We start from the raw sequence: 13,506 nt of genomic DNA on the forward strand, positions 1-13,506 counted from the left end.
ATGAGAGAACTATGTTGAAAAAACTAACTTTAGCTGTGCTTGCTGCTTCTGTATCGACGGTTGTTTATGCTCAAGATGTTAGTAGCAGTCAATCAACCGATAATCAATCGGTACAAGCACAAATTGCTGAACTCAAAAAAGAAATTGCCGCATTACAAGCTAACCAAGAAGCTTTGTCAAGCAGTAAGAAAACGAGCTCATCTGTGACAAGTTTTGGCGAGGATAGTGAGCATGTAACTGTCCCTACAAATCAGGGGCAGATTCAGAACTTCTTATTCTCAGATGTGCAACAAGGTGTTGTTCCTATGGGAATGTTAAGCTCTTCTCAATTTGCACTAGGACTTCTGAAACAGCGTAACAAGTACAGTGACTATGGCTTGATCTTTGGTGGATATTTGGAAATTGATGCTCAAACTTGGAATGGTAGTACAATACCTGCTATCTCGACAAATAATGGTCCAACAGGGGATAATACTAATAATTATCAATCAGGAAAAGGTATCTATATTACAACTGCAAACCTTTATACTGCTGCAAACCTTGGTCGTTATGTAACAACAGAAATGACGTTAGCAACTGATCAAAATAATAATTTTCGTGTCAATGACGGTTTAGTGGTATTTGGTAATTTAGATGACTATCCACTCTATGCTACTGTTGGTAAGAACCGCATTCCATTAGGTTCTTTCTCAGGTGGAGGTCCGTGGACAGGTTCATTAACACAAATGTTGTTTAGACCAGGTCGTGTGATTAATGCGTCATTGGCATACTATCAATATGGTTTAAGCACTAATGTAACATTCTTCCAAACCGATGATCACACCAGTAATTTTTCCTATGCCGCCTTTTATGGTAATACGGCAGGTGAATGGGGTTATGGCATCAATGGTGGTTATCTTTATAATGTAAATGGTACAAATAATTCATTTAACGCTGCTACAAACCTTGGAACAACTAAAACACGCATTGGTGCAGTAAACTTTGATGCAAGTCTAAATTACGATGTCTATGGTGTGGGCGCTGGTTGGGCTCAAACGACGAATAAATCTAGTATAACAAACAACGGTTATGCTGGTGCGTGGTATGTGCAGGCGGGGTTTTCTCCAGAGATCTATGGTCGCTCAACTAACTTTAATATCTCTTATAACGGTTCTTATAACACAAACGATATTCCAGTCACGCTAAGCGGTAGTGCGGTTAACGAGTATAAGCCCGCTAATGTTGTAGCAGGGGGTGTAAATAAAATGGTTGTAGCATCTGCGCAACGTCCATTCTTTACTGAAAATGTATTGCTTGGTTTGGAGTACGCTTACATGCATATGTACAACAATCAGCATGCTAATGCCTATACGCTAGATATTTCTGTGTATTTCTAATCTAATAGTTGTGATCCTTTAAAGGATCACTCTATCAAGATCGATTGCCAATTGTGTTATTGCTTGTAATGCTATTTTGCTACTAAATGCATATCTTAAAATGGGGAAAAATATAAAGAGGAAAGAGCAAAGCAAATGATGAATTGAATCTCACCTGTAACGTGGCAACATATCAATTTCCACTGGAATATATAAGTTTATGTCGAGAAACTCTGCCCCAGATATTGAAGTAATATCAAATTTTTATATGCTTACAGAGTCCGGAATGTAGGAACCAAATAAAGAAAAAATGAAATAGAGTGCGAAAAAACTCACAAAGCCAGCAATTGGCAGAAACGTGACCAAAAAATCTTTATCTAAGCCTTGCTCTTCTGCAAAAATAATTACCAAAAAACTTGGTGGTAAGCATGCACTAATCAAAATTACCATTTTTGCATAACCGGAAACATCAAAAAGTGAAACAAAAGCAAAAGCAATTCCATACCCCACTAGCATTTTTACAAATAGTGTCACTATAGACGGAAGCACATGTTTAGGGAAATATATGAAACGATATCCTAGGACAAACATAACCGCAGGTAAAATTAGATAACCAACGCTATTTAGCCCTTCGCTCAGGTAATAATTCATACCTCCAAAGATAAAATGTATAAGCAGACCACAAACTACTGAAAGAGGTATTGGACCTAAAAAGAAGCTTCGAATAAATTTAAAGGACATGTGCTGCTTCGTGCCATAATAACAAGTAATAAAATAATTGAAGGTAAAAAGAATAATTGCATGTGTGATATCAAAAACAAAGAAAGTCGGTAGCGCTGGAGATCCATACAACAATAACACCAATGCTAAACCAATACTCCCTCCTTCTAAAGACGAGAAAGCCGCTACAAAAGAACCAGCTTCTATAGGTTTAATTTTTCTAATCCTAATATAGGCTATTGATACCACAAACAGCCCCAATACAACGCAAACAGTAGCAAGAGGTAGTAATATTAAAGACGGTGAGATTTTAATGTTCGCCATTGCTGATATAATCATACATGGCAATAGTAGGAAAGAAATACTTTGACTAATCCATTTCAAAAGTCGTTCAGAAACCCACGCACGCCTGCAACATAAAAATCCCAAAATACCAGCCAATACAGGAATAAGTAAGTTTAAAATTAGCATTTTCTATACCGAGAATAATTTATAAAGAATCTCAGACACCCCATACCCTGCGGGTTTTGAAGAGACGTGCCCCTTTCTATCGTACACTACTTTTTGTACGTCAGTTTTCGCATTTGAAACGGTACAAGGTATAATTCGACTGTCAGCGAGGAGTCCTATGTCATTTTCACCATCCCCCACATAGTAGATTTCAGCATCTTGCGGCAAATATTGGAGCAAATTCACTTTATCTATTCTTGGCGGAACGACGTCTAAACCGCCATCGCCATCTGGGTAGGAATAGACACAAAGGTTCCATCCTTCGTCACTAATAAAGTCTTTGATTTTTTTCTCAGCTATCAAGACTTGAGAACCAAATTTTTTAGACCAAATAGATCGCTTTGGCTCTTCTCTGTAGGGAGGTAAATTTAATTGACCAATTTTTGCTTGAAAAGCTGATAAATCTGCGTTAGCAGGCTGTACGTAATCAATTTTGTCAGAGGGTATAACAATATGCCCGCCATTTTCCGCACAAATCATCCATGTATTAAGTTGAATATTAGCAGCAATTTCCTTTAGCAAGGGATAATCCTTTCCAGAGGCAAGAAATAATTTTACGCCGATTTCTTCTAATGCCACAAATTGTTGCATTAATTTTTCTGGAATTGGGTATCCAGGCATTTCAAGCGTTCCATCACGATCAAATCCCACATAAATATTATGCAACATAGCGTCTCCTTAATGTTAATTTTAAAATATCTGCTTTAATGCCGGTCACAGAATAGTACCTGATAAAGTACTTTTTGTGTTCTATATGTAATTTTTGTTATTTCTTTCTACTTTGTAAATGCCACAGAATCTCTTAAAAATAAAGATTCTTTGCGAGGGCTATCTTGAGTAATATGATTTAATGCAATTTTCCTATTGTTGTAGTGCGACAGAAGGAACTCCTGTTTGCCAAGCACAGGCGCTTGATTTGTCATTTTTACGCAACGGACAATCTCTTTTGCCGCTTCGAAAGCAAGACTTAGTTTTGTAGGCCACACACCAAGAATTCCTGGGGTTACTTGGTATATGTATGCTTGATTAGGTCGACCACCTTGCCCCAAGTCACTACTTTCTATTTTTGTGGCATTATATACAAAAGCGGTTAACCCAGACAGTCCTTTCAATAAAGGGAAAAGCCTAAAGAGTGATTGAATCTGTTGATTGAGATGGGATTTATCATTTGTATCGTCTTGCTCTGTTTCAATAACAGGATCAGTTCCAAACGTATACAACCAGTAAATCTTATTGCCTTTGTATTGTGGCACAATAAACATTTTCAACCCTGGAAATAGTACACTCAGATTTGGCAAATTTCCCTCTAGAACAAGTACCTGACAGCGTCTTTTTTGCATATTTTGAGGTATTTTCCCAGGGATGTCGATCAAATCTACCAAGGCATCGTTACCAGAACCAGCGCATAAAATAACATACTTGGCTTCTATTTTCTTTTGTTGCTTATTATTTACCAAAATTACCTCATGCAGCCCACTAGAGCTTTCAGTAATTTTAGTGATGTTACCAACAATAAATGAATGAGTAAGTTCAAGACTGAGTCTATCTATCAATGATTGACCACTAAATAACATATGGGGAAATTGATAAAAAGTGTTGCAAGCACTTCTTGCTAAGACATCAGGAACTCTTTTAGTCCTTTCAAAAGGGATAGATGCCCCGCGCCAAGAATCCAACCACATAGCCTCATCATCAACAGAATTAAATCCAATATAAGATTGATTCACTGTTGTTTTTAACTGCAACTCCTGAAGTAGCGACTCCCAATGTTGATAGGTGTTATTTAGAGTACGAGCAAAATCTACCTCTCGGTAGAAATGACCTCGATGCAAATAAAATTGTGATCTAAGTGTCTGCATTCCACCGATATGTTCATTTGTAACACATAGCACAGAAGCTCCTTCTGATCTGAGTTTTTTTGTAAGAATTAATCCTTGTATTCCTGCACCTACCACAACGACGTCAACTTTCATAAAATCACCCTTCCCCTAATTGTGTAGAAATTTGCTATCCATGAGCTACAAACCGTAGAGTATCCTTGCAATAGGGTTGCTAAAAAATCAGGCGTAGCTCAGTATTTGATAATTTACAACCTTTGCTTATTAGCTTGCAAGAACTTTTCAAAATAAGTTATCGAAAGCGTAGGATCTATATTCCAAATCAGGTTAAGAGGGCTGTTCAAAATCTGACGATGAGGTCGATATTTTAATTGACGGAAGGGACTGGAGTGATTTAGTTCTACGAAGAGAGCTTAAAAAAGAGTTGATTGATCGTTGTAATGCTGTATATGGGAATATTTTTTCTTTAAATATGGCGGAATGGACGGGACTCGAACCCGCGACCCCCTGCGTGACAGGCAGGTATTCTAACCAACTGAACTACCACTCCGCGATTTTATGGTGCCGACACCAGGACTTGAACCCGGAACCTGCCGATTACAAGTCGGCTGCTCTACCAGTTGAGCCATGTCGGCAACAAGATGGCATTCTATAGGTTTCAGAATATAAGTCAACAGGTGAGTTTCAAAAAAAACATAAAAAATTTGAAGTTTAAGATCTCTTTGAAGATCGGAATTATTGATGTTAAATTCGAGATTGGGTATAAGTTTTTTTATTTTTTAACGGGTTGTATATGAACAGGAATATCCCTTATAGAAAGTTTAAACACAATCTGGATTTCGCATTTTTCAATCTAGCATTTTGGAATGATTGAGATCATACTTTTTAACAAAAAATAATAGTTTACCGAGGCTTTGAAATAGCAGTGCATAGGTATATACTTGCTTACGAAAATTTGACAAAAAGGAGGAAATAACATGGATAACTTTATTTATTACAATCCAACATGCATTTTTTTTGGAAAGGGTGAAATTAAACAACTGGCAATAGCAATTGATCGAAAACTTAAGGTATTGCTTGTCTATGGTGGTGGCAGCATTAAAGTTAATCGCGTTTATGATCAAGTCATGAATGCGTTAAAAGCACATCAAGTTTTGGAGTTTTCAGGGATCGAACCAAATCCTGAATACGAAACTTGTATGAAGGTAGTGGAATATATTCATGTCAATAACGTTGATTTTGTTTTGGCTGTTGGCGGTGGTTCGGTAATTGACGCAGTCAAATTTATCGTTGCAGCTGCAAAATTTAAAGGAGATCCTTGGGATATTTTAGCTAAAAATGCAGATATCACTGAAGTCTTGCCTTTTGGTTCAGTATTAACCTTACCTGCAACTGGTTCTGAGATGAATAATAATTCAGTCATTTCTCGTCGTGCGTTCAATAAAAAACTTTTTTTCTCACATGATAAAGTTTATCCCGTATTCTCAATCCTTGATCCAGAAACAACATATACCTTGCCATCAAGACAAGTAGCAAATGGAATAGTCGATGCTTTTGTTCATGTAATGGAACAATATTTAACCTACCCACAGAATGCACCTTTGCAAGATAGATTTGCTGAAGGAATCTTGCAAACATTAATTGAAGAAGGGCAAAAAGTGCTTATTAACCCTCATAATTACGATGTGCGTGCTAACATTATGTGGGCAGCAGCTCTGGCCTTAAACACACTTATTGAAAAGGGCGTTAAGACAGATTGGGCAACGCATATGATTGGTCATGAATTAACAGCGATTTATGGTTTGGATCACGCACAAACTTTAGCCATTATTTTGCCGAATGTAATGAAGTATAAGCGCGAGAAGAAAGCTGATAAACTTGTCCAATATGCTGAACGTGTTTGGGGTGTTGATAAAGCATTATCGAGTGAACAAAAAATCAATTTGGGAATAGAGAAAACGCGAGCTTTTTTTGAGAAGATGGGCAATCCTACTACGATCAGTGCATACAGCTTAAGTAAAGGTAAATTCGATGCCATTATAGAAAATTTAAGGCAAAATGGCAGATTTCAACTTGGTGAACATCAAGATATTACGCTCGAAGATAGTCGTAAAATCCTTGAAATGAGCTTTGAGTAATATTTTTTTGATAACATACTAGTCAGCCCCCTTATTTTTGCTTTAAACTTTTAGTTGGAAAAGTTTAATGAAGCCTTCTGCGAATAACAGAAGAAGCAAAAAGGAGTTTATATGACCACAGTGACAAGACCAAAACGAGTGTATGCAGCCATTTGGATGCTCTATGCAGCAAGTATTCTTGGGCTTTTAGATTTGTTGACTTCATCAACTTTAATTATTCAGCCTGAGAATTTGATCTGGATTGATGTCATTGCTTATCTTGTAATGATTGGAGCCGCTTTTGTGATTAGTTTAGGAGTGAAAGCTGCTAAAGTCGTTTATATTATTCTCGCTGTGATGTGGTATTTAGCTCTTATCTTCTACTTGCCTGAACGTTATGGTCATCCGCTTAATTTTTGGTTGGCGTTTATAGAAATCATCTTGATCATTGCTGCGTTTTATATCTTATACCAACCAAAAGCAATGCGTTGGTTTAAACATGTGAAAGCATCATCTTAACTGCTTTTACATATTTCGTGCTTTTGCTAGATAAGCTTATTGTGTTCACGAGAACGGGACACTCATAGCCACAAGCTAACAAGGTGGTTTGTTTGTCATCGTGTACAAAACTCATTGTAGCCGACATTGTCAAATCATTCATAACTGATATACTTTTGCTACATTCGTTTATATGGATTTATAAGCTGTGCTTACGTTTCAAGAAATTATATTTAAACTTCAACAATATTGGGCTGAAAAAGGTTGTATGATTGTTCAGCCTTTAGATATGGAGGTCGGTGCAGGCACCTTTCACCCGTCGACTTTTTTGCGTGCAATTGGTCCTGAGAGCTGGAATGCAGCTTATGTTCAGCCATCACGCAGACCAACGGATGGTCGTTATGGTGACAATCCAAATCGTGGGCAGCATTATTATCAATTTCAAGTGGTAATGAAGCCTTCACCAAAGGATTTTCAGGAGTTGTATTTGGGGTCGTTGTGTCTATTGGGAATTGATCCTCTAGAACATGATATTCGTTTTGTAGAAGACAATTGGGAGTCTCCAACTCTCGGTGCTTGGGGTTTAGGTTGGGAAGTATGGGCAAATGGTATGGAAGTGACGCAATTTACCTATTTTCAGCAAGTTGGGGGGTTGGAGTGTAAACCCATAACTGGCGAGATCACTTATGGTCTTGAGCGTTTGGCAATGTATTTGCAAAACGTTGATAGCATGTATGATTTATTATGGGCAAACACTGCAATGGGACCGGTTTATTATCGTGATGTATTCCAGCAAAATGAGCGAGAAATGTCACAATATAACTTCGAAGAAGCAGATGTAGAACATTTGTTTAATGAGTTTGAGTTTTTGGAGAAGGAAAGTGCGCGTCTTTTGGAAAAAGGTTTAGCATTACCTGCCTATGAGATGATGTTAAAGGCCTCACATGCATTTAATATGCTTGATGCTCGCCATGCCATTTCAGCTACTGAGCGACAGCGCTATATCTTGCGTGTGCGTGCTTTATCAAGAGCTGTAGCCGAAGTGTATTATAGATCACGTGAAAAACTAGGGTTTCCTGTTTTACAAAATATTTAAATCTTATCCCCATATATCGTCTTTTATGGCATCATAGCGAGCAAATTCGCTAAAAGGGACAATTATGTTCATTATCTTCTTAATTCTTGCATTTATAATCGGTTTGACAGTCGGGATCATTGTCATAAGACTAAGTTCAAAAGAGCTTAAGAACAAACTTAAAATACTTGAGGTTTCAATTGATGATTTAACCAGAACGAATCTGGAAACAGCAGCAGAGCTTCAGCAAAAAAAAGAACAAAACTTAATACTAAATACCGAGCATAAGCATTATCAAGAACACCAACAAAAACTCATTCAAGAGTTAAGCTTATTTAAGCAAAAATTTGAAATTAGAAATGATGAAGTCATAAAACTACAAAATAAATCAGCCACTGATGATGCTAAGGCAGATGCTTTAAATTCAGAAGTTTTACGTTTAAAGCAAGAATTAGTTGAGCTTAAAAAACAATATCAAGAAACGATTGAGCGTGCAAATAATAAACTAGAAGCACTCGGGACAGAAAAGTCAAATTTGCAAGCAGAAGTATCTAAGCTTGGTAAACATATAGAAGCACAAAGCCAAAGTGCACAAGAGAAAATAACACTATTGGAAAATGCCAAGACAAGCTTAACCGAGCAGTTTGAAAATTTAGCTAATCGCATTTTTGAAGAAAAAGGAGAGAAGTTTGTCAATCAGAATAAGCTTAATCTTGCGGAGATACTACAACCTTTCAAAAACGATATAACTGAATTTAAAAAGAAAGTTGATGATGTATATGTGCATGAAGCAAAAGAGCGTGCTTCACTGCAAAAAGAAGTCAATAAATTATTTGAACTTAATCAAGAAATGAATAAAGAAGCGAAGAACCTCACCAAAGCTTTAAAAGGAGATAAAAAACTGCAAGGTGATTGGGGTGAGGTGATATTGGAACGTGTGCTTGAATCATCAGGTTTACGTAAAAGTTACGAATATGAAGTCCAAAATAGCTATAAAGCACAAGATGAAGAGGATAAAGATGTGCATTTGCGACCTGACGTCATTGTTCATTTACCAGATGGCAAAGATGTAATTATTGATGCTAAAGTATCACTTGTTAGTTATGAAGCGTACACGCGTTCAGAGTCAGAAGCAATGCGTTTAGAGTGTTTGAAAAAACATATTGGGGCGATTCGACAGCATATTAATCTATTATCAGATAAAGGTTATGAAGCCTTGTCAAGGCTTAACTCTCTTGATTTTATTTTGATGTTTATGCCAATTGAAGCAGCTTTTGTTGTTGCATTTCAGCATGATGATGCGCTTTTCCACGAAGCATTTAAAAAACGGATTATCATTGTGACACCCACAACTTTGCTTGCTACATTAGGTACGATTAGGAATACTTGGAACTATGAAAGATTAAATAAAAATGCAAGTGAAATTACAGAACGTGCTACTAAGATGCTTGATAAATTTAGAGGATTTGTTGAGGATATTGAGTCTTTAGGTAAGCAAATTGATAAGTCAAAGGAATGTTATGAGGGTGCACTCAATAAACTCAGCAAAGGACGAGGAAATTTGATTTCTCAGGCACTACAACTAGAAAACATGGGTGTTCAAATGAGAAAAACGTTGCCTCAAGATATATTGGATCAAGCAGAAGTAGAACCTAATAATGAAGATAAATAGCTTTATTGCACATCGAGGTGCTAATCAGATTGCACCTGAAAATACGATGCTTGCATTTAAAAAAGCTTATGATGCGGGATGTAAATGGATTGAGTTAGATGTACAGCTAAGTGCAGATGACGTTTTATTTATTTTTCATGACAACAATGCCAAAAAATTAACAGGCATAGATGCAGATATTACTACTTGGCAGTGGCATAAGATTGAAAGTTTATCGGTGTTAAGCGATACATTTTATGACATACATGTTCAAGGATTAAATCGTATTCCAATGCTTAAGACATATCTTGATTGGATGGCTGAAATCACTGATTTGCATACTAATATTGAAGTGAAAGTAAGGCAGAGTTTTGATGAAGTTTATGAAGTGCGTTTGGTTCAAGCATTGTTAAAACTATTAGCAGAATATCCGCAACTACATGATAGGATTTTATTGTCGAGTTTTTCAGAATACGTATTGGGACTGTTAGCAGGTAGTAAATTAGGAATAGCACGTGAGTTTTTATTAGAAATAGAAGATTGGCAGGTTGCTCATCGTGATGTGTTTGACCGCATCAAACAATTATATGGTCTTTGGAATTGTGTTGCGCTTGGCATTAATAATGCTGTTTTAACTCTAGAGCGGATAGTGGAGCTTAAAGCAAGCTTTGGCAAGTTATTGACTTACTCAAATAGCAAACTTACAGATGAGGTTGTTTTACAAATGCTAAAAGAAGGTATAGATGGTATTTTTATTGATGACTTAAACCTAGTAGAAAAAACATACAATATTACAAAAAATATAGGTTTTTTAGCAACAGGAGATGAAATTACAACTGGCGATGTACTTAATACTAACACTCCTGAGCTTGCCCAAAGGTTATATTCAGAAGGATTTGAAGTAGGCATACATTTGGCTTGTTTTGATAATAAAGATAAGCTAAAAACTAGTTTGAAATTCTTGCTTAACGAGCATGCTATTGTGATCACAGTAGGTGGCTTAGGACCAACAGAGGATGATAAGACAGTAGAAGCAATTGCAGAAGTTTTTGAGCAGCAGTTGGTGTTTAATGAAGCATCGTGGCAGCGAATATATGAACGTGTGGCAAAGCGTTTTGGTAGTGTTCCTGAAAATAATAAAAAACAAGCTTATTTCCCGCAAGGTGCGCAAGTTTTGATCAATGAAGTCGGTACAGCAGATGGTTGTTATATTCATCAGGGGGATAAGCACCTATTTATGCTGCCAGGACCACCTCATGAATGTTTGCCAATGTTTGAAAAACTAGTATTACCCATTTTGAGTCAATTACAAAACAAACAAAAGCCAGCACATTTTAATTGGCAGTTGATAGGAGTTTCTGAAGCGCATATTGCATGTCAATTAAAGCCCTTGGCAGATAAGTATCAAGTTGAGCTTGGATATAGAGCAGCTTATCCTTACCTTGAAGTTAAGCTACATTTAGCAAGTACAAGTGAAGGTACAATACAATTGGTAAACGAAATAGATGCCCTTATTGAACCATTTGTGGTAAGTAGAAACAAACAGTCTGCCAGCAAGTTATTAAAGAGCTATTTACGTTCAGGAGAGGTTGTATTGACTATGCAAAAAGACGTCACCAAGGGATACGTCTATAGTCATTTAGCAGAAATGATGCCTGTCTGTGAATCGCAACCTAGGTTATCTATTCAATTACAAACGAATGGTATGACAATATTTTGGCAGAAAACGGATGCTCCAGTGGATGATCTGTCACTACTTGTTAAAGTTGAGGATCATGTCGATAAGCGTGAATTTGAGCAAGAGTTACATGTGCGTTTTAGTAATAAAGGCAAACATAGTCTTAATTTTGTTTATGAATGGATTTGTGCTCAGGTCGTGCGTTTAATTCAAAAGGAGATGAAGTGATGGAGAATGCTCTTGTTGGTGTTGTAATGGGTTCCAAGTCTGATTGGGAAACAATGAGAAATGCAACAGAAACGCTGAGAGTTTTAGGTATTCCTTATGAAGCGCAAGTAGTGTCTGCTCATAGAACGCCTGATCTTTTATTTGAATATGCTGAATCGGCCGAAGTAAAAGGCTTAAAAGTCATTATTGCCGGTGCTGGAGGAGCTGCACATCTACCTGGGATGCTTGCCGCTAAAACACATATTCCGGTGTTGGGTGTGCCTGTGCAATCCAAAGCTTTATCAGGTCAAGATTCATTGTTGTCAATTGTGCAAATGCCAGCAGGGGTGCCTGTGGCAACTTTTGCAATTGGAAAAGCAGGCGCAATTAATGCCGCACTCTTTGCTTGTAGTATATTGGCTAATCAGCATGAAAAATACAATAAGGCGATAAAGACCTATCGTAAACAACAGACACAAATGGTGTTGAGTAACACTAATTTGGAGTAAATTTAGCAGTGTTGACAGGTGTGCTTGAGAGTCTGTTCATCTAACTGTGTAAATTTTTCATAATTCTAAATTCTGCCTTCAAGTTTGATTAAAAAATGAGGCATAGCTTCACTCCAATTCAAATTTATTTCTGTACACGAAGAAAAAATTACAAAATACCGACAAGCATTATTTTTTCTTGATTTGTAGATTTGCAATATATGAAAAAGCATTTCAATCGGGTATTACAGTTAAGGACTTTAAGTTACGTTTGAAAACTCTACAAGATCCATTCTAAGGTGCTAGTCAAATGAAGAAATCTTCGTGTACAGAGCAAATTTGTGTACAACTGTTGATGTTTGAATCAGTTTGCGTTAGAATGCGCTACCATTTAACTGTGTCAAAGCCTTAAAGGTGTTGTTGTAATGTGGGTGGCTCCTTATTAATTAGGAGGTTAGTCTTTTATTGGCGCATGTTTTAAGGTAAATTTTGAGCTGTTTTATATGGCGTTTGTAATAAATGTCATATAAAACAGTTCACTTTTTTGTGAGTTGTGTCTTTGCATTTGCCTAAATTGCAAAGAACTTGCTAAAGCATATTTTTTGTTAAAAGTAATTGCTTTAGTTGAGCTGCATGAGTTTTGTGCAGATTAAAAGCGTTTCACGGTCAATTGTAATCGTGAAAGTAAATAATAATAAAGTGAGGATAAAAGATGTCTTTAGGTATCGTAGGTCGCAAATGCGGCATGACTCGTGTATTCACTGAAGATGGCACATCTATCCCTGTAACAGTTATTCATGTGGAGCCAAATACGGTAACGCAAGTAAAAACTACTAAAACAGATGGATATAGTTCTATTCAGGTGACAACAGGTGTTAAAAAGCGCTCTCGCGTAACTAAACCAGAAGCGGGTCATTTTGCTAAGGCAAATGTTGAGCCAGGTCGTGGTTTGTGGGAGTTTTGTCTAGGTGCTGAGCAAGTTATCGAATTTGAAGCTGGTAAAACAATTGACGTTTCAATGTTTGAGGCTGGTCAAAAAGTAGATGTGACAGGCACATCAAAAGGTAAAGGTTTCCAAGGTGGTGTTAAGCGTCATAATTTCAGAACGCAAGATGCAACTCATGGTAACTCTCTTTCGCATCGTGTACCTGGTTCAACAGGTCAAAACCAAACACCAGGCCGTGTTTTCAAGAACAAGAAAATGGCTGGTCACTTAGGTAATGTTAAAACCACTATTCAAACTCTTGAAGTCGTTAAAGTAGATGTTGAAAATGGTTTATTGCTGCTAAAAGGTGGCATCCCAGGCGCAACAGGCGGTGATGTTATTGTAACACCTGCTATTAAAGTTAAAGCTTAAGAGGGAGAAGTT

11 protein-coding genes and 2 tRNA genes are annotated in these 13,506 nt (G+C 37.1%); 8 read left to right on the top strand and 5 right to left on the bottom strand.

From position 1 onward, the window contains the following. Window positions 1-11: 11 nt before the first annotated feature. Window positions 12-1,376 carry an LbtU family siderophore porin gene (locus DNJ77_RS04385; protein WP_116963786.1) on the top strand — a complete coding sequence of 455 codons (1,365 nt, stop codon included), beginning with the start codon at window positions 12-14 and terminating at the stop codon, window positions 1,374-1,376. Between the two features lie 243 nt (window positions 1,377-1,619). Here DNJ77_RS04385 and DNJ77_RS04390 read toward each other — a convergent pair whose 3' ends face one another. The 5 genes from DNJ77_RS04390 to DNJ77_RS04410 all read right to left on the bottom strand — a co-directional run bounded on the left by DNJ77_RS04390 (window position 1,620) and on the right by DNJ77_RS04410 (window position 5,058). Continuing rightward, the gene (locus DNJ77_RS04390) at window positions 1,620-2,546 is read right to left on the bottom strand and encodes an AEC family transporter (RefSeq protein ID WP_116963787.1); all 927 of its coding nucleotides are present in this window, start codon (window positions 2,544-2,546) and stop codon (window positions 1,620-1,622) included. A gap of 3 nt (window positions 2,547-2,549) precedes the next feature. Beyond that, a complete protein-coding gene (locus DNJ77_RS04395; protein WP_116963788.1) occupies window positions 2,550-3,254 on the bottom strand; it encodes an HAD family hydrolase in 705 nt (234 codons plus the stop codon). Window positions 3,255-3,361: 107 nt separating this feature from the next. Next, a complete protein-coding gene (locus DNJ77_RS04400; protein WP_116963789.1) occupies window positions 3,362-4,558 on the bottom strand; it encodes an FAD-dependent oxidoreductase in 1,197 nt (398 codons plus the stop codon). A gap of 338 nt (window positions 4,559-4,896) precedes the next feature. After that, window positions 4,897-4,973, bottom strand: a tRNA-Asp gene (locus DNJ77_RS04405). A 9-nt stretch (window positions 4,974-4,982) separates the two neighbouring features. Beyond that, window positions 4,983-5,058, bottom strand: a tRNA-Thr gene (locus DNJ77_RS04410). A 342-nt stretch (window positions 5,059-5,400) separates the two neighbouring features. On the opposite strand from DNJ77_RS04410, the gene DNJ77_RS04415 reads away from it, so the two are divergent. The 7 genes from DNJ77_RS04415 (at window position 5,401) to rplC (ending at window position 13,494) form a co-directional block, all read left to right on the top strand. Beyond that, window positions 5,401-6,561, top strand: a complete 1,161-nt coding sequence (locus DNJ77_RS04415) for an iron-containing alcohol dehydrogenase (RefSeq protein WP_116963790.1) — start codon at window positions 5,401-5,403, stop codon at window positions 6,559-6,561. Window positions 6,562-6,672: 111 nt separating this feature from the next. Continuing rightward, the gene (locus DNJ77_RS04420) at window positions 6,673-7,059 is read left to right on the top strand and encodes a hypothetical protein (RefSeq protein WP_116963791.1); all 387 of its coding nucleotides are present in this window, start codon (window positions 6,673-6,675) and stop codon (window positions 7,057-7,059) included. A 187-nt stretch (window positions 7,060-7,246) separates the two neighbouring features. After that, a complete protein-coding gene (glyQ, locus tag DNJ77_RS04425) occupies window positions 7,247-8,134 on the top strand; it encodes a glycine--tRNA ligase subunit alpha (RefSeq protein ID WP_116963792.1) in 888 nt (295 codons plus the stop codon). A gap of 64 nt (window positions 8,135-8,198) precedes the next feature. Further along, complete coding sequence (locus tag DNJ77_RS04430; RefSeq protein WP_116963793.1) at window positions 8,199-9,785, top strand: DNA recombination protein RmuC; 1,587 nt, start codon at window positions 8,199-8,201, stop codon at window positions 9,783-9,785. Next, window positions 9,772-11,670 carry a molybdopterin-binding protein gene (locus DNJ77_RS04435; protein WP_116963794.1) on the top strand — a complete coding sequence of 633 codons (1,899 nt, stop codon included), beginning with the start codon at window positions 9,772-9,774 and terminating at the stop codon, window positions 11,668-11,670. The genes DNJ77_RS04430 and DNJ77_RS04435 overlap by 14 nt, the downstream gene beginning before the upstream one ends. After that, window positions 11,670-12,158 carry a 5-(carboxyamino)imidazole ribonucleotide mutase gene (gene purE, locus DNJ77_RS04440; protein WP_116963795.1) on the top strand — a complete coding sequence of 163 codons (489 nt, stop codon included), beginning with the start codon at window positions 11,670-11,672 and terminating at the stop codon, window positions 12,156-12,158. Before DNJ77_RS04435 ends, purE begins: the two co-directional genes overlap by 1 nt. A gap of 691 nt (window positions 12,159-12,849) precedes the next feature. Beyond that, window positions 12,850-13,494 carry a 50S ribosomal protein L3 gene (rplC, locus tag DNJ77_RS04445; protein WP_116963796.1) on the top strand — a complete coding sequence of 215 codons (645 nt, stop codon included), beginning with the start codon at window positions 12,850-12,852 and terminating at the stop codon, window positions 13,492-13,494. The last annotated feature ends 12 nt before the right edge of the window (window positions 13,495-13,506 follow it).

It is taken from the genome of Fastidiosibacter lacustris (assembly GCF_003428155.1).
Classification (GTDB): Bacteria; Pseudomonadota; Gammaproteobacteria; order Francisellales; family Francisellaceae; genus Caedibacter; species Caedibacter lacustris.